18 protein-coding genes and 1 riboswitch are annotated in these 21,706 nt (G+C 46.8%); of the genes, 10 read left to right on the forward strand and 8 right to left on the reverse strand.

The genetic code is table 11. The features are described from left to right. Nucleotide 1: 1 nt before the first annotated feature. Nucleotides 2-1,441: a bifunctional 2-methylcitrate dehydratase/aconitate hydratase gene (locus tag AC9UGD_RS02165; protein ID WP_509568891.1), complete on the forward strand. Its 1,440-nt coding sequence runs from the start codon at nt 2-4 to the stop codon at nt 1,439-1,441. After that, nucleotides 1,441-3,432: an ATP-dependent DNA helicase gene (locus AC9UGD_RS02170; RefSeq protein ID WP_509568893.1), complete on the forward strand. Its 1,992-nt coding sequence runs from the start codon at nt 1,441-1,443 to the stop codon at nt 3,430-3,432. Before AC9UGD_RS02165 ends, AC9UGD_RS02170 begins: the two co-directional genes overlap by 1 nt. Here the strand turns inward: AC9UGD_RS02170 and AC9UGD_RS02175 are convergent. After that, entirely contained in the window at nt 3,406-3,861 is a 456-nt protein-coding gene (locus AC9UGD_RS02175; protein WP_509568895.1) for an NUDIX hydrolase, read from the reverse strand. The two genes, AC9UGD_RS02170 and AC9UGD_RS02175, sit on opposite strands and share 27 nt — an antisense overlap. Nucleotides 3,862-3,940: 79 nt before the next feature. Between AC9UGD_RS02175 and AC9UGD_RS02180 the strand changes: the two genes are divergently transcribed. The 4 genes from AC9UGD_RS02180 (at nt 3,941) to AC9UGD_RS02195 (ending at nt 8,245) form a co-directional block, all read left to right on the forward strand. Further along, nucleotides 3,941-4,669: a PKD domain-containing protein gene (locus tag AC9UGD_RS02180; RefSeq protein WP_509568897.1), complete on the forward strand. Its 729-nt coding sequence runs from the start codon at nt 3,941-3,943 to the stop codon at nt 4,667-4,669. 6 nt (nt 4,670-4,675) lie between these two features. Continuing rightward, nucleotides 4,676-5,224, forward strand: a complete 549-nt coding sequence (locus AC9UGD_RS02185) for a DUF4192 family protein (protein WP_509568899.1) — start codon at nt 4,676-4,678, stop codon at nt 5,222-5,224. Between the two features lie 16 nt (nt 5,225-5,240). Beyond that, nucleotides 5,241-5,345: riboswitch (SAM riboswitch) on the forward strand. 14 nt (nt 5,346-5,359) lie between these two features. Beyond that, entirely contained in the window at nt 5,360-6,445 is a 1,086-nt protein-coding gene (gene metX / locus AC9UGD_RS02190) for a homoserine O-acetyltransferase MetX (protein ID WP_509568901.1), read from the forward strand. A gap of 87 nt (nt 6,446-6,532) precedes the next feature. Further along, nucleotides 6,533-8,245, forward strand: coding sequence for an RNA polymerase sigma factor (locus AC9UGD_RS02195; RefSeq protein ID WP_509568903.1), 1,713 nt, complete (start codon nt 6,533-6,535; stop codon nt 8,243-8,245). A 59-nt stretch (nt 8,246-8,304) separates the two neighbouring features. On the opposite strand, the gene AC9UGD_RS02200 is transcribed toward AC9UGD_RS02195, so the two are convergent. Next, the gene (locus tag AC9UGD_RS02200; RefSeq protein ID WP_509569191.1) at nt 8,305-8,517 is read right to left on the reverse strand and encodes a DUF7455 domain-containing protein; all 213 of its coding nucleotides are present in this window, start codon (nt 8,515-8,517) and stop codon (nt 8,305-8,307) included. 187 nt (nt 8,518-8,704) lie between these two features. Between AC9UGD_RS02200 and AC9UGD_RS02205 the strand changes: the two genes are divergently transcribed. Beyond that, nucleotides 8,705-10,786: a DNA gyrase/topoisomerase IV subunit B gene (locus tag AC9UGD_RS02205; RefSeq protein WP_509568905.1), complete on the forward strand. Its 2,082-nt coding sequence runs from the start codon at nt 8,705-8,707 to the stop codon at nt 10,784-10,786. Between the two features lie 26 nt (nt 10,787-10,812). Continuing rightward, on the forward strand, nt 10,813-12,651 hold the full coding sequence (locus AC9UGD_RS02210) for a metallopeptidase domain-containing protein (RefSeq protein WP_509568907.1): 1,839 nt from the start codon (nt 10,813-10,815) through the stop codon (nt 12,649-12,651). Here AC9UGD_RS02210 and abc-f read toward each other — a convergent pair. The 4 genes from abc-f to AC9UGD_RS02230 are packed head-to-tail and all read right to left on the reverse strand — an operon-like array spanning nt 12,648 to nt 17,606. Continuing rightward, complete coding sequence (abc-f, locus tag AC9UGD_RS02215; protein ID WP_509568910.1) at nt 12,648-14,246, reverse strand: ribosomal protection-like ABC-F family protein; 1,599 nt, start codon at nt 14,244-14,246, stop codon at nt 12,648-12,650. The genes AC9UGD_RS02210 and abc-f overlap by 4 nt on opposite strands. 21 nt (nt 14,247-14,267) lie before the next feature. Beyond that, nucleotides 14,268-15,800: a DNA gyrase/topoisomerase IV subunit A gene (locus AC9UGD_RS02220; RefSeq protein WP_509568913.1), complete on the reverse strand. Its 1,533-nt coding sequence runs from the start codon at nt 15,798-15,800 to the stop codon at nt 14,268-14,270. Nucleotides 15,801-15,825: 25 nt separating this feature from the next. After that, on the reverse strand, nt 15,826-16,707 hold the full coding sequence (locus AC9UGD_RS02225; RefSeq protein WP_509568915.1) for a carbohydrate kinase family protein: 882 nt from the start codon (nt 16,705-16,707) through the stop codon (nt 15,826-15,828). Then, nucleotides 16,704-17,606, reverse strand: a complete 903-nt coding sequence (locus tag AC9UGD_RS02230; RefSeq protein ID WP_509568918.1) for a pseudouridine-5'-phosphate glycosidase — start codon at nt 17,604-17,606, stop codon at nt 16,704-16,706. The genes AC9UGD_RS02225 and AC9UGD_RS02230 overlap by 4 nt, the downstream gene beginning before the upstream one ends. 38 nt (nt 17,607-17,644) lie before the next feature. On the opposite strand from AC9UGD_RS02230, the gene AC9UGD_RS02235 reads away from it, so the two are divergent. Continuing rightward, nucleotides 17,645-18,745, forward strand: a complete 1,101-nt coding sequence (locus AC9UGD_RS02235; protein WP_509568920.1) for an alkaline phosphatase family protein — start codon at nt 17,645-17,647, stop codon at nt 18,743-18,745. 17 nt (nt 18,746-18,762) lie between these two features. Here AC9UGD_RS02235 and sepH read toward each other — a convergent pair whose 3' ends face one another. Together sepH and AC9UGD_RS02245 are read right to left on the reverse strand one after the other, a co-directional pair. Next, entirely contained in the window at nt 18,763-19,605 is an 843-nt protein-coding gene (gene sepH, locus AC9UGD_RS02240; RefSeq protein WP_509568923.1) for a septation protein SepH, read from the reverse strand. After that, nucleotides 19,598-20,797, reverse strand: a complete 1,200-nt coding sequence (locus AC9UGD_RS02245) for an MFS transporter (RefSeq protein ID WP_509568926.1) — start codon at nt 20,795-20,797, stop codon at nt 19,598-19,600. The genes sepH and AC9UGD_RS02245 overlap by 8 nt, the downstream gene beginning before the upstream one ends. A 76-nt stretch (nt 20,798-20,873) precedes the next feature. Between AC9UGD_RS02245 and AC9UGD_RS02250 the strand changes: the two genes are divergently transcribed. Continuing rightward, the gene (locus AC9UGD_RS02250; protein ID WP_509568928.1) at nt 20,874-21,638 is read left to right on the forward strand and encodes an inositol monophosphatase family protein; all 765 of its coding nucleotides are present in this window, start codon (nt 20,874-20,876) and stop codon (nt 21,636-21,638) included. Nucleotides 21,639-21,706 lie beyond the last annotated feature (68 nt).

The raw sequence follows: 21,706 nt of genomic DNA on the forward strand, positions 1-21,706 counted from the left end.
AGTGTCGAGCCATGTAGGTTCAAACAACCAGCCGTACGATCAGGAAATCATCGACATCGTCGACTATGCACTGAACTACGAAGTGACATCACCGGTTGCTTACGAAACTGCATGGAACTGCCTTTTGGACACACTTGGGTGTGGCCTAGAAGCACTGGAATATGAAGCCTGCACCAAGCTTTTGGGGCCAGTTGTTGCTGGATTAACCGTTGAAAGCGGAGTAAAAGTTCCGGGCACCAAGCATGTATTGGACCCAGTGCAAGGTGCGTTCAACATAGGCGCAATGATTCGCTGGTTAGATTTTAATGACACCTGGCTAGCTGCCGAATGGGGACACCCATCAGATAACTTAGGTGGCATTCTTGCAACAGCTGATTGGTTATCACGTACAACCGATAAAAAATTTGCGATCAAAGATGTTTTAACCGCGATGATCAAGGCACATGAGATCCAAGGTTGTATTGCACTTGAAAACTCATTTAATAAAGTTGGGCTAGATCACGTAATTTTGGTCAAGGTTGCATCAACGGCCGTTGTTGCACAGCTGATGGGTTTAACGCGCGATCAAGCATTGGCTGCGGTTTCACTTGCGTGGGTTGATGGGCAATCACTGCGAACATATCGCCACTTTCCAAATGCAGGATCACGCAAATCATGGGCTGCCGGGGATGCAACATCTCGCGCCGTGCGACTTGCCTTAATCGCACAAACCGGCGAAATGGGTTATCCATCGGCGCTGACCGCAAAAACCTGGGGCTTTTACGATGTTTCTTTTAAGGGACAACCATTTAAGTTTCAACGCGCCTATGGTTCGTATGTAATGGAAAATATCCTGTTTAAGATTTCCTTCCCTGCTGAATTCCATTCGCAGACCGCTGTCGAAGCTGCAATGACGATTTATCACCAGATGCAGGCAGCAGGGAAAACTTCAGATGACATCAAGAAAGTAACGATTCGTACCCACGAGGCGTGTATTCGTATCATCGACAAAAAAGGACCACTGAACAACCCAGCAGATCGCGATCACTGTATTCAGTACATGACGGCTGTGCCTTTTATCTTCGGTCGCTTAACTGCACGTGATTACGAAGAAGATATTGCAGCTGATCCGCGCATCGATGCTTTGCGCGAAAAAATTATCTGTGTAGAAGATCCTGGATATACCGCTGATTATCACGACCCAGAAAAGCGCTCTATTGCCAACGCAATAACAGTTGAATTCAATGATGGCAGCAGCTTTGCCGAAGTAGCCGTTGAGTACCCAATCGGCCATGCGCGCCGTCGCGTGGAAGGTATCCCGTTGTTGATCGAAAAGTACAAGACCAACTTGGCTCGTATTTATGATGTAGATAAGCAAATGAAGATCTTGGAGCTATGCCTGAATTATGACAAGCTAGCGGCAACACCAGTAAATGAGTTCATGGATTTGTTGGCTCTTTAATGAGCGACATGTCAGCAAAGGTGCGTCGAGCACTAGATGTTGCTGTCGAAGCTATTGGTGGTTCACCCCGTGAAGGCCAGATTGAAATGGCCGAAGCAGTTGCAAACGCCTTAACCAATCGCCATCACTTAATGGTTCAAGCCGGTACGGGCACAGGAAAATCTCTTGCGTATTTAATTCCTGGAATCGTGCATGGCCGAAAGGTTTTGGTCGCTACAGCGACAATTGCATTACAACGCCAGTTAGTAGATCGCGATTTGCCAGCAGTTGTCCCGGCACTGGAAAAAGAGCTTGGTCGCGAAATAAGTTACGCGATCTATAAGGGCGTAGGAAACTATGTCTGTTTGCAAAAGATGAATAGCGATGAAGTTGACCCTGATGGTGAATTAGTAATGGAAGTTTCCTCCCTTGAAAAAGATGCCAAACGCTTAATCGCCTGGGCTAAGACTCCGGGCGTCACCGGAGACCGTGATGATGCACCGGAAGTAGATCGCAGGGTCTGGGCAGCAAATAGTGTTTCGGGACGCGAATGTGTGGGGGCTGATGTCTGTGCCTTTGGCTCGCAATGCTTTGCCGCTAATGCAAAAGCAAAGGCCCAGACTGCAGATATCGTCATTACCAACCACACCCTTTTGGCAATCGAGATCGTAGATTCTCACCCGATCTTGCCCGAACGTGATTGTGTTATTTTGGATGAAGCGCATGAGTTTATGGATCGCGCTACACAGGCAGTGACCGATGAGCTAACCAGCAACCGTGTTTTGCGTGCCGCAGCAATGGCTCGAAAATTCATGCCGGGCAAGCTTTCAGATGCGTTTCACAAAGCAGCAAATGATTTTCACGAATCCATGGTGGACTATGGCGAGTCGATTAAATCCGAGTTTGGTGCACAAGGCCGTCTAGAAGAAATTCCACAATCCCTTGAATTCTCAATTCGCAAAGTCATGGAAGCATCCAAGGCCATTATTCAATTTCTATCTGCTGACGATGAAATCATTGATACCGATGCAATGGCAGAGCGTGCTCGTGTTAAGGGCGCGGTAAACGAAATTGCAACGACAGCGACAACGCTATTAAAAATGGGCGATGGTTTAGTGCTGTGGTACGAGCCAACATTTTCTACTTTGTACTTAGCGCCGTTGTCTGTGTCCGAAGTCTTGCGGGAAAACTTGCTGACCAAGACTCCTGTGATTGCAACATCAGCGACACTTACTGTAGGAAATGGATTTGATTCGATGGCAAAGAGCATTGGCTTTTTGGTTAACGAAGAAATGAATGCTGAGATTAAAGAAGGTGAAGTAGATCCAGCCAATATTCAGATGCTAGATGTTGGAAGTCCATTTGATTTTGCTAATCAGGGCGTTTTGTATATGCCAAAGCATTTACCCGAACCAGGTCGAGATGGCCCTAGCCAAGAGGTATTAACTGAACTTGGTGAACTCATTGATGCCGCTGGCGGACGAACCTTGGCATTGTTTTCATCGTGGCGCGGTGTAGAAGCTGCAGATTTACATTTGCGCAAAGTATTGGCCGAGCTTCCGATAAAGATCATCACACAAAAGCGTGGAGATGCGGTTGGACCACTTGTTTCTAGGTTTGCAAAGGATGAAACATCAATTTTGATCGGCACCATGTCGCTATGGCAAGGCGTCGATGTGCCAGGCAGCAGTTGCATATTGGTAGCAATTGATCGCATTCCTTTTCCGCGCCCTGATGAACCAGTTATGAGTGCGCGCGCGGCCCAAGCAGATGCCAAGGGCGGCAGTGGATTTATGCAGGTTTCTCTGCCTAGAGCAGCACTTTTGTTGGCTCAGGGCACGGGACGACTAATCCGCTCGGTCGATGATCGGGGAGTAGTAGCGATCTTGGATTCCCGAATCGTGACTAAGCGTTACGGAAGTGTCTTACTTAATTCGATGCCACCTCTGTGGCGCACATCGGATGCTGCAGTGGTACGGGATTCGCTAAAACGCCTTAAGGAGAGTTTGTAGCTCTGGCCAGGATTTAGCAAAGCTGGGATGTAACGGTAATTCTGCAACTTTTTCAATATTTACCCACCGAACTTCGTGGGATTCATCATTAACTTCGTGGGCCACTAAACCATCACTAGCACGTGCGATAACGGTTTCGTACTTCCAGATTCCGTGATCATCGGTAAATGTGTGAAGCGGTGTCAATAATTGGGTATCGATTCCAGTTTCTTCTACAGCTTCGCGAAAAGCACCTTCGATAGTTGTTTCGTGAGAATCACGAGCACCACCAGGTATTCCCCAGGTATCACCGTTATGAACCCACGGGGCACGGTGTTGTAACAAGATTTCCGCCCCACGAAAGATCAAAATCCCGGCTGCACCATTGAGGCCCCAATGTTTGTTTCCGCAGGCGCATTCCACCCAACCATCACCATCGCGCGCTGCCATGGTCGTAGCCTGTCACATCTATCCACAGTTGGCGCAGCGACCTTCAGCACAGTCACAGCAGCAATTTATGGTGCCGCACATGGTGAAAATAATTCTCAGTCTGGCACTTACCTTTGTTGGAATTCAGGCAGCCGCTGCAGCCGATCAATGTCAGAAAACAGCGTGCGTCAATGTGTACACCGAAAACAATGAAATTATTATTGAAGCCCACAAGGGGAATTCAAAGGTCAAAAAAACAATCACTCAGGCTCCGAAAAAAGCTGCGGTGAAGGTAGCGCCAAAACCAAAGACAGTACCCTTATTTTTTCCACCAACAGCTGCAGCAAAACCAGCAGTAAAAAAACCAGCTATAAAAAGCACCTACAAGCCGAAAATAAAAAAGGCTGTTACCAAGGTCAATTTAAGTGATCGATTAATAAAGATCGTTCCTACAGCTGGTGTTGCATACCAACCTGAATTTGAGCCATTAGTAAATGTTCCTGTCTATTTCTGGTGCGACTTGCCAACACTTTTCCAAAGTCGAGTCGACATCATCGGCGAAGTTGTAGATGTTGCCTTGCGACCATCATTCATCTGGAGCTTTGGTGATGGCAACTTCTATGCCACAACAGAAAATGGTGCGCCATATCCAAGCGGCACGATCCAACACACCTATAGGCAACCAGGTACCTATGAAATTTCTTTACTGACAACCTGGAATGGCACCTACACACATAACGCAGCGGCCCGCGCGGTTACGGGCACTGTCAAAAAAGTTTCCATCGCACTTATCACAATTGTAAAAGCCCCTACTAGTTTCAAAGGATAAGGATCCATGACAACTGAAAACACATATGTAAGCATCACCGCACTTCCACTTGCAACAGATATGGAATTTATTGAAAGTGTTAATACTTTCTCGGTATCTACTGAAAGCCCCGAACTAAATATGTTGCAACGAGATGGCGCGACCGCGGTTATTGACTTATCAATGCAGTTTGCAGATCGTGGATACAACTGTGATGTCGAATTAATGTCACAGGTGGTAGGCCGCCTGTCGGATATTCAAGTTCGCGATTTCGCAATGGGCACCCACAATGCTGAGACTTTTGATATCTATTGGAACATGTGGCTGTATTTACTGCGCATTGCACCCAATGATTTTGTGGCACCAGTAGCTTGTTTGTTTGCTACTTTGGCATATGAACGCGGGGAAAAAGAACTTGCCTATCGCGCATTAGATCGCGCAACTGTCGATGACCCCAAGTACGCCCTAACAATTTTGTTGCGCCGGGTCTTTGGTTCAGGCTGGCCCGCCGCTGCTTTTGCAGCCATGCGAGTAGAGCTGCATCCAAAGGTCACCGCTGGGATTTTCGAGGGGTAGTCGCTAGAATTACAGCGTTCACGAGTCCTACGTACTAGCCCCGGCTTAGTAGGCGGCAACCCTCCACCGCGGCGGGGTGCTCCGGGTGACGAACAGGTCGCTGATGCGACAAGCGCAGGTGAAGGACTATTTGTAATGGATAACAAGCAAGCGGTTACGGGTGCGTGGCTAGAAACGCATGATCCCGGCGAGCGACAATATATATCAATTGGATTCTTGCTTCTTGAAAATGGCGAAACTTTGCCCAATGTCACTATTGCATATCAAACCTGGGGCAGCTTAAACGGGGCTAAAGATAATGCGATTTTAGTTAATCATGCATTGACTGGATGGTCTGATGTTCCTGGTTGGTGGCCATCAATGGTTGGCCCAGGATTACCTTTTGATACAGATAAGTATTTTGTGGTTTGCCCCAATGTTATTGGAGGATGCCAAGGCTCGACAGGTCCATCTTCAATTGCACCCGATGGAAAGCGTTGGGGTTCACGCTTTCCTGCAGTAACAATCAGAGACATGGTTGCAGCAGAGGTCGCATTTACAGATGCGATTGGGATCAAAAAGTATTTGTTAGCTGTTGGTCCATCACTTGGCGGAATGCGCGCATTGGAATGGGCGGTTCAGTTGCCTGAACGTGTTGGAGCGATCTGCACTATCGGTTCATCTGCTGTTGCAACCGGCGATCAAATTGGCACCGCCTCAATTCAGATCAGAGCAATTAAATCTGATCCACATTTCAACAGTGGAGATTATTACGAGCAAGAAGTTGGCCCCGATGAGGGCATGGGAATTGCTCGTCGCATTGCCCACCTGACCTATCGAACAGAAGCAGAAATGGATATTCGTTTTGGTCGACAGCTTCAGGGCGATGACACTGGACGCTTTGCCGTCGAGTCATATTTGGATCATCAAGCAGATAAGTTAGCTAAGCGCTTTGATGCCAACACCTATATCGTCCTGACAGAGGCGATGAACAGCCATGACATTGGTAGAGAACGAGGGGGAGTTGCCGCCGCTTTGGCCACAATCAAGGTCCCGGTTGTAGCGGTATCGATTGATACAGATCGCTTGTTTCCACCTCGCCTACAGGCCGAGATCGCCGAATTAGCACCCGCTGCAGCCCCATTGGTCACAATTACGAGCCCATTTGGCCATGACGGCTTCCTCGTTGAGGTCGAAAGCGTTGGAAATGTGATCAGAGAGGCTTTAAATCTGGCCAAATAGGGGTTTTCGATGTGCATTTTGCCCTGTGGACAAATTATAATATACCTATCACTTCAGCGGACTCGCTGAAAAAATCAAAGGACAATTGTGGCTGTATTTAGTGCGCTCAAAAACAAGGTCAAAGCAAAATCTTCTGTGAAGAAGAAAGCCGCACCCGCTAAGAAGGCTGTTGTTAAGAAAGCTGCGCCAGTTAAAAAAGCTGCGCCAGTTAAAAAAGCTGCGCCAGTTAAAAAAGCTGCACCTGCGAAGAAAGCTGTTGCGAAAAAGGCAGCACCTGTTACAAAGGTTGTTGCAAAGAAGGCTGCGCCTGCCAAGAAGATTGAACTTAAAAAGGATTTAACTGCAAAAGATGTTCAGCAAATTGTTGATGCCAAAAACGCGGTACTTCGTCAGAATGAAGTTCTTGCAGAACTAGATACTCGCGGTGTTACATCAATCAATCGAATTCCGAAAAAAGCTGATAAAGATTTAGTTGATGAGGCCCGCGCGCTCGCAGCCGAAGTCCCTGTTTTGATTGAAAAACTTCGTAAGAGTGGACTTGGTTCACCTTCACGAATTTTGAAGAAGGCTGATTATGAATTAATCGCACCAAAGCCTGCAAAGGTCGAAGCGCCAAAAGCCGAAGCGCCAAAGGCTGATTCAAAGGCCGGCAAGACAGTTGTTACCAAAATTGATGGCGAAGAAGTTGAGCTAGAAGAAGTAGAACTTGAAGATGTTGAAACTCTCATCAAGGAAGTTGTCGAGATCATCGACAGCGAAGAGGACAAAGGAGCACAACCACGCGTTGTAGATCTTGCTGATGAAGCAACACAGGGCAAGGAAGAGGATGCATTTACTTTAAAGGCATCTGAAGAAGATGATGCTCCTGCACAGACTGTTATGACAGCTGGTGCAACTGCAGACCCTGTTAAGGATTACCTCAAGCAGATCGGCCGCGTAGCCTTGCTTAACGCAGAACTTGAAGTAGAGCTTGCTACACGCGTAGAAGTTGGTCTTTTTGCAGAAGAGAAGTTGAAGCATGAAAAGAAGCTTGATAAAAAGTACAAGCGCGAACTCGAATGGCTTGTCGAAGATGGAAAGCGCGCAAAGAACCACTTGCTAGAAGCAAACCTTCGTCTGGTTGTTTCGCTGGCAAAGCGCTACACCGGCCGTGGAATGTTGTTCTTGGACTTGATCCAGGAAGGTAACTTGGGCCTAATCCGCGCGGTTGAAAAGTTCGACTACACAAAGGGTTACAAGTTTTCTACCTATGCGACATGGTGGATTCGCCAGGCGATCACTCGTGCGATGGCAGATCAGGCCCGTACGATCCGTATTCCTGTTCACATGGTTGAAGTCATTAACAAGTTGGCACGTGTTCAGCGCCAGATGCTGCAAGATCTTGGTCGCGAACCGACCCCAGAAGAGTTAGCAAAAGAACTTGATATGACCCCTGAAAAGGTTGTTGAAGTTCAAAAGTACGGTCGCGAACCAATCTCACTTCACACACCACTTGGTGAAGAAGGAGATAGCGAATTTGGTGATTTGATTGAGGATAGCGAAGCAGTTGTACCAGCTGATGCGGTTTCCTTCACATTGCTACAAGAGCAGTTGCACTCAGTTCTGGACACATTGTCAGAACGTGAAGCTGGCGTAGTTGCAATGCGATTTGGTTTAACTGATGGTCAGCCAAAGACACTTGATGAAATCGGAAAAGTTTACGGAGTTACTCGTGAACGTATTCGCCAGATTGAATCAAAGACTATGTCAAAGCTTCGTCACCCATCACGTAGTCAGGTTTTGCGCGACTATCTAGATTAATTCTGAAGTACAAAAAAGCCCTTACGCGAAATTCGCATAAGGGCTTTTTTGATATAAAACTAGTTTTTAGATTCAATCAGCTTTTCTGATTCATCTTGAATCTTTGCGGCAATTGGCTTTAGCTTTTCAGCGTATTCCTTGCCGTGATGAGCGCAGAACATAAGTTCTCCACCATTGAGAAGAACGGCACGCACATAAGCCTGGGCACCGCAACGATCGCAACGATCTAGGGCGTTAAGAGGTACTGATTCAAGCAACATCTGTTCTGTCATATCTCTCTCCGTCTCCGTAATTACTTCTTCGTTATATGGAACAGGAAACCACATTTATTTATTCCCCGCTCGTTTTATTTAATCTTTTTTCCATAAATTACGCCGAGAGTCGACAATTTCCACTATCTGAGATGTATTCGGCGCGCTTACGCACAAATATGGGGTGAGGCAGATAATCTTTCGCCCCATGGCTGAAAAAGATGTAATTGCGACCCCTTCGCAAGATAGCTATACCGCAAAAGATTTAGCGGTCCTCGAAGGCCTCGATGCAGTCCGCAAACGCCCAGGTATGTACATCGGTTCAACCGATTCACGCGGCCTCATGCACTGCTTGTGGGAAATTATTGATAACTCAGTTGATGAAGCTCTAGCTGGGCATTGCAAGAAAATTGAAATCAATCTTGAATCTGATGGCTCAGTTGAAGTCCATGATGATGGTCGCGGTATTCCGGTAGATAAAGAACAAAAGACTGGCTTAACAGGCGTCGAAGTTGTTTTAACAAAATTGCACGCAGGTGGAAAATTTGGTGGCGGTTCATACGCCGCATCTGGTGGTCTACATGGTGTCGGTGCATCAGTTGTTAACGCACTTGCATCGCGCCTTGATGCCGAAGTTGATCGTGATGGAAAGATTTATTGGATGTCATTCCAACGCGGAACCGCCGGCATATTTGATGGCGATGGACCAAAGGCTCCCTTTGAACCAAAATCAGGTTTGCGTGTAATCGGAAAAATTTCTTCAAAGGTAACGGGCACACGCATTAAATGGTGGAGTGATCGTCAGATTTTCCTTAAAGAAGCCGAACTTGATCTAGAGGATATTTACGCACGTGCACGCCAGACTTCTTATTTAGTCCCTGGATTAACGCTGATTGTTAATGACAATCGCACCAAGACCAAGACAACTGAAACTTTCTTCCACAAGAGCGGAATTACTGAATACTGTAATTATTTGCAGCCAGATGAACCAGTTGGCGATGTCATTCGTATTTACGGCACCGGTCACTACCAAGAGACTGTTCCTGTCTTAGATGACAAGGGCCATATGGTTTCTACCGAGGTAGAGCGCGACATGGAAGTTGATATCGCGATGAAGTGGGGCAATGGCTTTGAGACGACTCAGCGCTCATTCGTCAACATTATTGCTACACCTAAGGGCGGAACACACGTTGTTGGTTTTGAAAAGGCGTTAGTAAAGGTTGTTAACGAAGCACTTCGATCTACAAAAACTTTGTCGAACAAAGAAATCGATGTCATCAAGGACGATGTGCTTGAAGGTTTAACCGCTGTCGTAACAGTTCGTATGTCAGAGCCACAGTTTGAAGGACAGACGAAGGAAGTTCTAGGAACTGCAGCGGCAAACAGAATTGTTTCAGCAGTTGTTGCGGACAAGATGAAGGAATACTTCAACACCTCAAAACGCATTGATAAAGCAAATGGTCGACTCGTTCTTGAAAAGATCGCAGCTGCATCTCGCACACGTATCAGCGCACGTGCCCACAAAGATCTTCAGCGTCGCAAGAACGCACTTGAATCATCATCGCTTCCTACAAAGCTCTCAGATTGTCGCTCAGAGGATGTAACACGTACTGAATTGTTCATCGTAGAAGGTGACTCGGCACTGGGTACTACAAAGGCTGCCCGTAATAGCGAGTTCCAAGCGATCTTGCCTATTCGTGGAAAAATCTTGAATGTTCAAAAGGCATCGCTATCGCAGATGCTTGAAGACAAAGAGTGCGGATCCATCATTCAGGTAATCGGCGCAGGTTCTGGAAAGTCCTTTGAATTAGATGAAGCCCGCTATGGCCGCATTATCTTGATGTCAGATGCTGACGTTGACGGCGCCCATATTCGTTGTTTGTTATTGACCTTGATGTATCGCTACATGCGCCCACTGATTGATTCGGGCCGCGTATTTGCTGCGATTCCACCTCTGCACCGCATCGAAGTAATGGGCGGGGGAGGCAAGAAGGGCGAATACATCTACACATACAGTGATGATGAGATGAAGCGCGTCACTGCAGATCTTAAGAAGTCAGGCAAGCGTTGGAAGGAACCAATTCAGCGCTACAAAGGTTTGGGCGAAATGGATGCAGACCAGCTTCGTGAAACAACAATGGATCCAGATGCTCGCACCTTGCGCCGTATTACCGTTTCAGATGGCGCTGCTTCAGAGGCAATGTTTGAACTATTGATGGGTAGCGATGTGGCACCACGTAAGGAATTTATTGCTAATGCTGAGATTGATCGCGAACACATCGACGCTTAAGGCGTAATCCCTACTATCCTCTGGATATGCGTCGTAGGGTTTATGTTGCACTTCTGCCTTTAGTGGCGGGAATACTCCTTGTCCCGATTAGCAGTTCTGCAGCACCTGTTACCGGTAAAACCTGTACCAAACTTGGGCAACAGCAAACCTATAAATCACAAAAGTTCACCTGCATTAAATCCGGTAAGAAACTTGTGTGGAGTAAACCAGTTGCGGTTACTCCAAAGCCGAAGCCTTCTGCAACTCCTACGCCTACTCCTTCTCCAACTCCAACGCCTTCAGCAACACCGACACCAACTCCAACGCCTTCAGCAACACCGACACCAACCATAAGCGGTGCTATTCCTCCACCAGTAAAAGGAATCACTGTCTATACAGGTGGTGCTGGCGGTAATCCAAAAAATCTCGAACAAAGTTTTGATCTTCCAGTATCAGTGCAAGCTGCACCATCTGGTACAAATGTAAAACTCTGGATCTACAACCCAAGTGACAAGAAAGTAAAGGCTGGCTCACCTGGTGTTTGGATCCAACTCACTGGCGGAGATTGGAAGTTTTCTCCCGCTAATCCTGATGGAAGTTTTTATGCAAACTTAGTTTCTGGCTCCTATCTTTTTGATGTCGTCGAGCCAAATACAACGCAGTATCTTCGAAAGCGTTATTCGACAACGGTCAATACTTCTGGTGCCTTATCAATAGCAGGAATGGCAGCAAATGCGGCAGGTTTCTATACGGTGACCGTTGACCTCATGCAAAGCAGCTCGGTGAACAAATACATACCAACTACCCAATGTCAGTTGCTTGATCAAACCGGCAATACTCAAATGCAGGTTGGATTTCCAAAAGCTCCTGGCCGCCTACCTAGTTTTGGAACTATCAAGGCATTGATCGTTCCAGTTGATTTTGCAGATGTTGTAGGACAAAGGCCACCCGCTGAGGAATTCACGCCAATGACTGATGGCCAGAATGATTTCTACTACAAGATGTCTGGAAACAAGGTTAAATTCGACTATCAAGTATTGAAAAACTGGGTACGTATGCCGGTAAGTTCAACCTTCCATAAATTGGGTACCTGGAATCAAGGAGATTCTTATTCCTATTGGAAGTTGGCAATCGAGACCGCTGACCCACTGGTTGATTACTCACAATTTGATGTTGTTTATGTCTTAAGTCCACGTGAAATCCCTTGGGCATCAATTGCCTATGGTCCTGCCGGCCCACTTAACTCTGTGGGTATTTCGACAGATGATGGACCCGTCACCAATATTACGTTGTCTGGCGCCGATGCTTGGCAGAACATTTCACGAGGCACGCCATGGCGTTGGATCTCACATGAAACTGGCCATCTCTTTGGATTACATGATTTGTATGTAAATCCAGGTGATGCGGTTTATGGAACTTGGGATTTGATGTCCAACAACTGGGCCGTGGGTGCAATTGAACTAAACGCTTGGAACCGATACTTACTCGGGTGGTTAACCGATTCCCAGATTAATTGCCTTAACACAACTGAGATAACTTCAACGGGTGTTACTCAGTTGCTTAATCCAATCGAACGCGTCAACGATCTTACAAAGGCTGTCGTTGTGAGGCTTTCTAGTACCAAGATTTTAGTGATTGAATCACGTCGCAATGAGGGTTTTGATGTTTTGGCCCCATCACAAGAGGGCACCCTTGTCTATACAGTTGATATGACAATTCAATCAATTAAGGGCGGATGGAAAGTTCAACGTCGCCCCGGTTCAACGGATCCACAATTTACCGATGCTGCGCTTCGCGTTGGCGATGTGATTACAGTTGATGGTGTGAGAATAGAAGTTATATCTCGCGATCAAAATGGAGACACAGTAAAAGTAAGCAAGCCTTAGTCAATAGAAACTAAGTCGAAGTACTCTTCTTTCCACAGATCCTCGTCGCCATCTGGCAGCAAGATAACGCGTTCTGGTTTAAGGGCTTGGACAGCGCCTTCATCGTGAGAAACCATAATGACTGAACCTTGATATTCAGTTAGAGCGCCAAGAATTTCAGCGCGAGAAGCTGGATCTAAGTTGTTTGTTGGCTCATCTAATAGCAAAACATTTGCAGCAGAAACAACTAACACAGCTAACGCTAAGCGTGTTCGCTCTCCACCAGATAAAACCTTGACCGGCTTATGAACATCATCGCCAACAAATAGGAATGAACCCAAGGTATTGCGGGCTTCTGGTTCAGCAATATCTGGAGTTGCAGACATCATGTTCTCTAAGATCGTGCGTTCAAAATCAAGTGATTCATGCTCCTGGGCGTAGTAGCCGATTTTTAGGCCATGGCCGTGTTCAACTTTTCCAGTATCTGATTCTAATTCGCCAGCCAAAATACGTAGCAAAGTTGTTTTACCTGCACCGTTGAGTCCAAGAATTACAACACGAGAACCCTTATCGATAACACATGAAACATCTGTGAAGATTTCGAGTGATCCATAATTCTTTGATAACTCTTCACCTGACAACGGAGTCTTGCCACATGGGGCAGGGGTTGGGAAGCGCAGCTTTGCAACCTTGTCTGCGACTCGAACATCATCTAGACCGCTTCTAAGCTTTTCAGCACGACGTAACATGCCCTGGGCCGCAGTTGCCTTAGATGCCTTTGCACGCATCTTCTCGCCCTGCTTCTGCAAAATTTCTGCACGCTTTTCAGCATTTGCGCGTTCCTTCTTACGGCGGTGTTCATCTTGCTCACGCTGTAACAAGTAAGCCTTCCAGCCCAAGTTATAAACATCGATGCAGTTACGGTTGGCATCTAAGTAGAACACCTTGTTTACAACTGTTTCGATCAAGTTCACATCGTGGGAAATGATTACCAATCCGCCAGAGTACTTAGATAGAAACTCGCGCAGCCATACAATGGAATCAGCATCTAAGTGGTTAGTCGGCTCATCTAGTAACAATGTTTCTGCACCACTAAAGAGAATGCGAGCTAGTTCGATACGGCGACGCTGACCACCAGAAAGAGTTGCGAGCTCGTTACCAAAGACAGCCTCTGAAACTCCAAGGGAAGTTGCTATTGCTTCAGCTTCAGCTGTTGCTGCATATCCACCTGCTGCTGAGAACTCAGATTCAACGCGTCCATATCGATCCATCGCTTTTTCAAGTGCTTCACCTTGGGCAGTTGCCATTTCCTCTTCAACAGAGCGCATACGTGCAGCGATCTGATCAAGATCACGAGCAGAAAGAATGCGATCGATTACTGTGCCAGGTTCATCACCGGTACGTGGATCTTGAGGCAGATAACCAATTTTTCCTGTGCGATTTACTGCACCCCCTGCTGGCATGTTTTCACCAGCTAAAACTTTGGCAAGAGTTGATTTACCAGCACCGTTTCGACCCACAAAGCCAATGCGGTCGCCGCTGTTAATACGAACAGTTACGCCTTTAACTAAAAGGCGCGCTCCTGCACGTAATTCGAGGGCTTGGGTTGAAATCACACCCGAGTCTATCGGCTGGGTTTAAGCAGCACCAATTCGAGTGCGTCGGGCTATAGCAAATGACTTACCAACAGCAGTTAATTCGTCAGAAACCTGCGCTTTGATTGCATCTTCACTCTTTAGCAACTTTGTCAGCTCTGCAATTACTGTCTTTAACTCCTTTTGTTCAGTCTCAAGTTCAATCTTGCTCATCTTTGTTAAGCGACGAAGCGGCATATCCAAGATGTATGTTGCTTGCTCATCATTTAATTTGAAGTCTTTAATCAACTTCTCTTTTGCTTGGGCAGCATCATCGCTACCGCGAATGATCTTGATGACCTTATCGATATCGATAATTGCCTTAAGCAATCCATCGACCAAACCAAGTCTGCCTTCTGCCTTTGCCTTGCGGAACTCGGAGCGGCGACGAACAACTTCGATGCGGTGATCGATAAAGACACGCAGAAGTTCTTTAAGACCTAGAGTTTGTGGCTTGCCCTTTACAAGCGCAACTGCGTTGATAGCAAATGCATCTTCCATGGGGGTTAGGGCATACAACTTCTCTAGTACTTCTTCAGGTTCGAAACCATTTTTGATCTCAATAACAACGTTGGTGCCTGTTTGACCATCAGATAGATCAATAATGTCGCTGATTCCCTGAATCTTTTTAGCTTTAACAAGGGCAGCAATACGTTCTACAACCTTTTCAGGCCCGATTGTGTATGGCAATTCCTTGATGACAATACCCATCTTGCGAGATGTCACCTTTTCAATTTCAACAGATGCGCGAACCTTGAAAGATCCTTTACCTGTTGCATATGCCTCGCGGACACCATCTAGGCCAACGATTTCGCCACCTGTTGGAAAATCTGGACCAGGAATAAACTTCATCAACTGCTTAACGGTTGCGGTTGGGTTTTCAATCAAAAACTTAGTTGCAGCAATAACTTCGCCCAAGTTGTGCGGAGCCATATTTGTTGCCATACCAACGGCAATACCTGAACCACCATTGACTAGCAGGTTTGGATATGCAGCGGGCAAAACAATGGGCTCAGAAAGCTGACCGTCATAGTTAGGACCAAAATCAACCGTGTCTTCATCTGCTTCGGCAACCATTGACATTGCAGCAGGAGCCAGACGAGCTTCGGTGTAGCGCATCGCAGCCGGACCAGCATCTAGCGAGCCAAAGTTTCCGTGCCCATCAATTAATGGCAATCCCATTGAAAAACTCTGCGCCATACGAACAAGTGCGTCATAAATTGCACCATCACCATGTGGGTGCAACTTACCCATTACTTCACCAACAACACGTGCACTCTTTACATGTCCACGCTCTGGGCGAAGACCCATATCTGCCATCTGATGCAAGATGCGACGATGAACTGGTTTCAAACCATCGCGTGCATCAGGTAGTGCGCGTGAATAAATTACAGAGTATGCATATTCAAGAAAGGAATCAGAAACTTCCTTGGAAACATCGATATCAACGATCTTTCCTGGATATTCACCGGGCTTTGGTCCAGCGGGTTTCTTACCTTTAGCCGCAGATTTCGCGGGAGTCTTCGCAGTTGCCATTGGGGCATTCTGCCAAGAGTCAGGCTTAATTTAGGGGAGGGCGCGCCCCAACTGATGAAACACACTTTGCAGCAAGGGCAGCACCTGCCGTTAGGGCTTGAGTTAAATCACTTGTTTCAAGCCACTTTGGAATAAAGCCAGCAGCAAATGAATCTCCGGCACCAGTTGTATCGACAACATTGGTTGTTACAGCAGGAACCTTGGCAGAATCATTTCCATTGACCGCCATCGCACCCTTTGAACCTAGTTTGATAACTACAAGTGGTGTGTACTTTTGAAGATTTCTTTCTGCTTCAACCAAATCTTTTGAGTTACCAAGATAAAGAGCCTCTTCACTATTGAGCAGAATTCCATCCATCATTGCAACCCAGGAGAGTGCTTCTTCTAGTGAAACAATTTTCATTGCACCTGTTGTCGTTGGATCAAAGAAGATTGGCTTTCCGGCAGCTTTGATAATTTTAATCATTGCTAAAACAGCTTCGCGGCTACGAAAATCTAAGAGCGCATAACCAGATAAGTAGACCCCATCTATGTCATCAAGTGCGGGCAAATCACTTACTTCGAGGTCAGCATTAGCGCCGTTGTCTGGAAACATCGTGCGCTCACCATTGGCATCAACCAAGATAACAACCACACCAGTTGGGCGTCCGCTATGCATCAAACTGAGGTGTTCCACCCCATATTTATCCAGATCTGAAATAAGTGCAAAACCAACAGGATCATTGCCTGTTCTGGCAACTAAATGAGAACGTGAATTTGTGCGGGTAATCCAGGTTGCAACATTTGCTGCTTGTCCGCCCGGGTGGCTGGAAATCTTGCTGGCGGTGTCATTGCCATAATTAATGGGCTCTTTTAACTGTGAAATAACATCTAGCGCCAAATCTCCGATACACAGAATCTTTTTCATCCCAGCGCCACCGCAATCTGGGCAGCCAATAAGCAATTAGATTTAATGATTTCAGTATTAATTGCAAGTGATTCACCCTGTGATGCGGTGTGGAAATGTTCGAGCAAGAAAGGTGTGACTAACTTTCCATCGATACCTTCGCTCTTTGCGCGCGCTAATCCACTTGCCAAGATTTCATCATGGCGGGCCTTAGGCATTTCCTTAACAACAGGATTTGCAACGACTAGCGCCTTGAAATGTGTTGAAACCGCGGCGCGGGCACGGATGATGGCTGCAATTTCATCCGCAGAATCAACGCGGTGCTCTAGGGTGTAACCAGAATCTGTCAGGTAGAAACCAGGAAATGAGTTGGTCTTATATCCAACGACGCCGATTGCAAGTGTTTCGAGGCGCTCTAATGTCGCGTGAACATCCAAAATTGATTTAACTCCGGCACAGACAATCGTCATATCAAGCTGTGACAGCGCCGTTAGGTCTGCAGATTCATCAAAAGACTCGTTGGCTCCACGATGTACTCCGCCAAGACCACCTGTAGCAAAAATGTTAATGCCCGAAATTGCGGCAATATGAGCAGTTGCTGCGACAGTTGTAGCAGCAGACTTTCCTTGAGCAACAATGATTGCTAGATCGCGAATAGATGCCTTTGAAATATCGTCACGGTTTGCAATCGCTTCTAGCTCTGGACGCTCTAGCCCAACCAAAATCTTTCCATCAAGTAAAGCAATGGTTGCCGGTACAGCGCCTGCTTCTCGAACAATTCGTTCGCACTCAAGGGCTACTTCAAGATTGGAAGGGCGTGGCAATCCATGGCTGATAATTGTTGATTCCAGTGCAACAACTGGTTTTCCCGCCTTAATTGCGGCCGCAACTTCAGCTGAGAACTTAATCGCCTTTTCCATAGCCAAACTGTAGTGCACAGTCGTGGGAAGATATCCCCGTGCATTTGTCCCAGGTAACGCCATCGATCTTTTCTTCCCTTGGCCTTGAAAGTGCAGTTGATCACTTAGCTGTTGGACAATCACCAATGGGCCGCGAACTTCTTTTTTTAATTGATGGTTTTGGCTTTGACACCCTTGCGACGTACGCAGATGCGATGCCAACAATGTCGCGTATGTTCAAACATGGACGCATCCAAACGGCATTTCCTTCAACAACTGCAACATCACTTGCAACATTAACAACTGGGGTAATGCCAGGTGCTCATGGAATGTTGGGATACACAGTTCAGGTTCCTCGAAGTGGTGGACGATTACTTAATGCACTTAAATGGGATGAGCGTGTTGATCCTGAAAATTGGCAACCAGTAGAGACATTATTTCAGCGAGCAACTGCTGCTGGAATTATTGTGACACATGTTGCTGCAAAGCGTTATGAGAATTCAGGATTTACTCGCGCAGTTTTTCGTGGAGCCAATTACAAAGGTGCAAATGTTGTTACAGATTTAGTTACTGAAACAAAAGCAGCGCTTCAAGCAACACCATCATTTGTATATTTGTATGTTAATGATTTAGACACGGCAGGACATTCTGATGGCGTTGGTAGCGATAAATGGCTTGCTGCGCTAACCATGATTGATCAAATGGTTTCTCAGTTAATGAAAGAGGTTCCGAAAGGAACTCGTATCTGGGTCACATCAGATCACGGAATGATCAATGTGGAAGAAAAAATTGTTATTGGGCAAGACAATCCATTGCTGCAAGGGGTTAGCGTTGTTGCTGGCGAACCTCGTGCCCGTCATCTGTATTTGCTATCAGATTCACCTATTGCTCGCGCAGAGACCGCCTCCTTGTGGCAAGAATATTTGCAGGACAAAGCAATGGTGCTAACCCGCGAACAAGCTATTTCTAATCACTTATTTGGCACAGATGTCAGCCCAGATGCTTTTGATCGTATGGGAGAAGTAATTGCAATTGCTCGTGGAGGTGTTGTTTTACTTGATGCCGAACGGGCCGACAAAGAAGGCGCAATGGTTGGACATCACGGAGCAGATAGCGATATTGAATCTCAGGTTGGACTTCTTACATCAACGCTGAGTTAAACAGGTTGAATTAAAAGTTACTTATCCTCAGGCTTAATGCCGAACATAATTTCATCCCAGCTCGGAACCTTTGCGCGAGCGGTAATTCCATCACGTGAGGCTTCATCATCTGGCTCTTCGCGAATAACTGCCAAGCGCGGAACTTCGCGGATTTCTTGCACGATATCTTCTAATTCTTCTTCTGTTGCTTCTGTAGTTTCCTTGCGGAACTCGCTGTACACATCAATCACGCGGCGCTCGGAGGGGTGAGATGTCTCTGTTGGAACTAACCCTGCTGTTGGAAGCAGACGCGGAGCAGGTTCATCACCCATCATCCAGCGTGCATTTTCATCCAAAGATGAAACAGTACGAAGCGTTGCATCAAAGTTCCACTGCGCAATACCAATACCTGTGTTGTTTGGATAATGAAGTTCGATCGTCCAGGTGCCATCTTCTAAGCGCCAGGTATCCCAAGAAAGTACGGATGAATCAATATTGCGTGGTGCAAGACGAGAAATAACTACACCCAAAAGCGACACGGCGTCACGACCGCCTTCTTTACGAATTGCAATCTGCTGGGCCTGATCAATGATGTAGATGCGTTCTGAAAGAATTGGTCCAGCAAAGCGTTCAACTTTTTCAACGGTGGTGTTGTTATCTCGTGCGATTTGTTCGGCAGTTTGACCTGCGCGCAGCAATCGCTGAATCTCTTTTATGGAAACAGTTGGTTCGTTATTTGTCGGAACCGCCATTAGTCGTTGCTGATTAACTGTTGCACGCAAAGTGTCGCTAACTCGGACAGTGAATTCATTTCCGTCATTGTCGTGCAATGAAAGGTGCAGACCGTCTTCGGTCTTTCCCTGTAGTCGTAGCTCAGTCACGAGCACGAGGGTAGCCGATTAGGGCCTTATAAGTGTTGAAGTAAGGCAGCGTGGCTACACATGCCGCGATCATGAATCCCAGTGGTACCCAAAATGCAATGTCGGCACCGAAGCGATCGATGATTACTCCAGATAGCGCACTCGAAATAGCGCCGCCCAAAGGCATTCCGGCAACTACCCAGGTCAAGGTTTCTGTAATTTGATCGGCAGGAACCGCGCCTTCGGCAACACCGTATGCGTTAATAACTAAAGGAGCGATTGCAAAACCGTTAAAGAACAATGCAACAGCCAGCCACCCTAATGAATGTGTAAACAACATAGGCACCGATAGCAGAGTCAAGGCAAACAAAAAGATTAAGAATCGCGAGGCGCTCGACAACTTCCATTTGATTGCGCCGTTGATTATTGCTGCGATACCGCTGCCAAAGGCCCAGACTGCCAAGAGCAGTCCTGCTTTACTTTCCTGGCCCCTTTGTTCGGAAAAAGCTACGGTCACTATTGCAATCGAACCAAAGAATCCACCCAGCAAGGTTGTAGCAAGAACAACTGCCTGCACTCGCTTGTTACGAATTACTGCAGGATGTGGATCAACAATGCGCTTAGGTGCAGCTGGTGGTTCAGTGGATTTTTGCATTACAAACAGCGGAACTCCGATTAGCACAAAGATGATTCCCGAGATAATGCCCGCAGCGGGTGCAATTGTTGTTGCGCACGCGGTGACAATGATTGGCCCAAGTATAAAAACAATCTCATCCATGATCGCTTCAAAAGAGTACGCAGTATTTACTAGGTGACGGTCTTGTTCATCCTCGGCCGTGCTGGTTTTATCTGGACTAAGGATGTGTAACCAACGACGGCGAACTAAACCACCAGTATTTACAGACATTGATTCAGCCAGAATGATTGTCACAAACCAGCTCCAGATTGGAGCTTCATTTAAAACTAAAACAGTAAAAAGCGATAATCCCAATACCTTTATCGGAATAACGCGGACCAGCATTGCGCTTTGGCCAATGCGGTCGGCTACTCGCGACCAGTGAGGTGTTGCAAAAGACATAACTACTGAAGCAGTTGCACTTAGTGCTCCTGCTAACGCATATGAATCACTAACTGCAACAACAATGAAAATAAGCGCAAGTGAATCCATCGAAATTGGCATACGCGCGATTAAGCCAGGTATCGAAAATTTCATGGCCCCAGGTGTACTAATTAAGGTTTTATAGCCCGAGAACATAGGCATGAGTCTATCTCGCAGTTAGACTGCGACTATGACTGATACGCAGCAACTGCTTGAACTTGCCCTAAAGATTGCACGACAGGCGGGTGAGTTATTGGTTGATCGACCTGCATCATGGGACTTAACTGTTAAGTCAACAGCAATTGATATTGCAACGCAGATGGATACCGCATCTGAAAAGTTGATTGTCGAAAGCATTTTGGCAGCTCGTCCTGATGATGGAATCATCGGCGAAGAAGGTTCATCGCGTGCCAGTAAAAGCGGAGTCACGTGGGTCATCGATCCGGTAGATGGCACGGTAAATTATTTTTATGGCTTACCTGGTTGGGCCGTCAGCATCGCGGCAAAGGATGAAAGCGGTACGTTGGTTGGTGTTGTGCATTCACCAACAGTTAATGCGACGTGGCATGCATCAAGGGGCGGGGGAGCATTCCTCAATGATGTGACAATTGCATGCAATGATCCAATCGAACTTAATCGTGCACTGCTTTCCACGGGATTTGCATACGATGTTAAAGATCGTTTTGAACAACTAAAGATTGTTAATGCTTTATTGCCACAGATTCGAGATCTTCGACGCATTGGATCTGCCGCCGCCGACATCTGCCATGTGGCAACCGGAATGGTCGATGGATACTTTGAAACGGGGCTGCATGAATGGGATCTTGCCGCCGCAGAGCTGATTGCCCGCGAAGCCGGGGCGACTGTGACCACCCGCCCATGGCATGGCCTAAACCTGACCGTGGCAGCTGGACCCCACCTTTTTGCTGCGCTCAACGCTCACATCCCGGACTGATTTAGCCGATTTACGCTCGGGGCATCCTCTGTGGCACAATACGCAGTCTGCACCGCCAAAGCGTGTGC

Source organism: Candidatus Planktophila sp. (assembly GCF_044232745.1).
In the GTDB taxonomy this organism is placed as follows: Bacteria; Actinomycetota; Actinomycetes; order Nanopelagicales; family Nanopelagicaceae; genus Planktophila.

Bases quoted from the DNA above. Each gene is read 5' to 3' on its own strand.
- metX (WP_509568901.1), top strand. From the start codon at position 5,360: ATGGATAACAAGCAAGCGGTTACGGGTGCGTGGCTAGAAACGCATGAT.
- AC9UGD_RS02185 (WP_509568899.1), top strand. From the start codon at position 4,676: ATGACAACTGAAAACACATATGTAAGCATCACCGCACTTCCACTTGCA.
- AC9UGD_RS02220 (WP_509568913.1), bottom strand. From the start codon at position 15,800: ATGGCAACTGCGAAGACTCCCGCGAAATCTGCGGCTAAAGGTAAGAAA.
- AC9UGD_RS02230 (WP_509568918.1), bottom strand. From the start codon at position 17,606: ATGGAAAAGGCGATTAAGTTCTCAGCTGAAGTTGCGGCCGCAATTAAG.
- AC9UGD_RS02170 (WP_509568893.1), top strand. From the start codon at position 1,441: ATGAGCGACATGTCAGCAAAGGTGCGTCGAGCACTAGATGTTGCTGTC.
- AC9UGD_RS02205 (WP_509568905.1), top strand. From the start codon at position 8,705: ATGGCTGAAAAAGATGTAATTGCGACCCCTTCGCAAGATAGCTATACC.
- AC9UGD_RS02175 (WP_509568895.1), bottom strand. From the start codon at position 3,861: ATGGCAGCGCGCGATGGTGATGGTTGGGTGGAATGCGCCTGCGGAAAC.
- AC9UGD_RS02250 (WP_509568928.1), top strand. From the start codon at position 20,874: ATGACTGATACGCAGCAACTGCTTGAACTTGCCCTAAAGATTGCACGA.
- AC9UGD_RS02210 (WP_509568907.1), top strand. From the start codon at position 10,813: ATGCGTCGTAGGGTTTATGTTGCACTTCTGCCTTTAGTGGCGGGAATA.
- AC9UGD_RS02245 (WP_509568926.1), bottom strand. From the start codon at position 20,797: ATGAAATTTTCGATACCTGGCTTAATCGCGCGTATGCCAATTTCGATG.
- AC9UGD_RS02180 (WP_509568897.1), top strand. From the start codon at position 3,941: ATGGTGAAAATAATTCTCAGTCTGGCACTTACCTTTGTTGGAATTCAG.
- AC9UGD_RS02225 (WP_509568915.1), bottom strand. From the start codon at position 16,707: ATGAAAAAGATTCTGTGTATCGGAGATTTGGCGCTAGATGTTATTTCA.
- AC9UGD_RS02200 (WP_509569191.1), bottom strand. From the start codon at position 8,517: ATGACAGAACAGATGTTGCTTGAATCAGTACCTCTTAACGCCCTAGAT.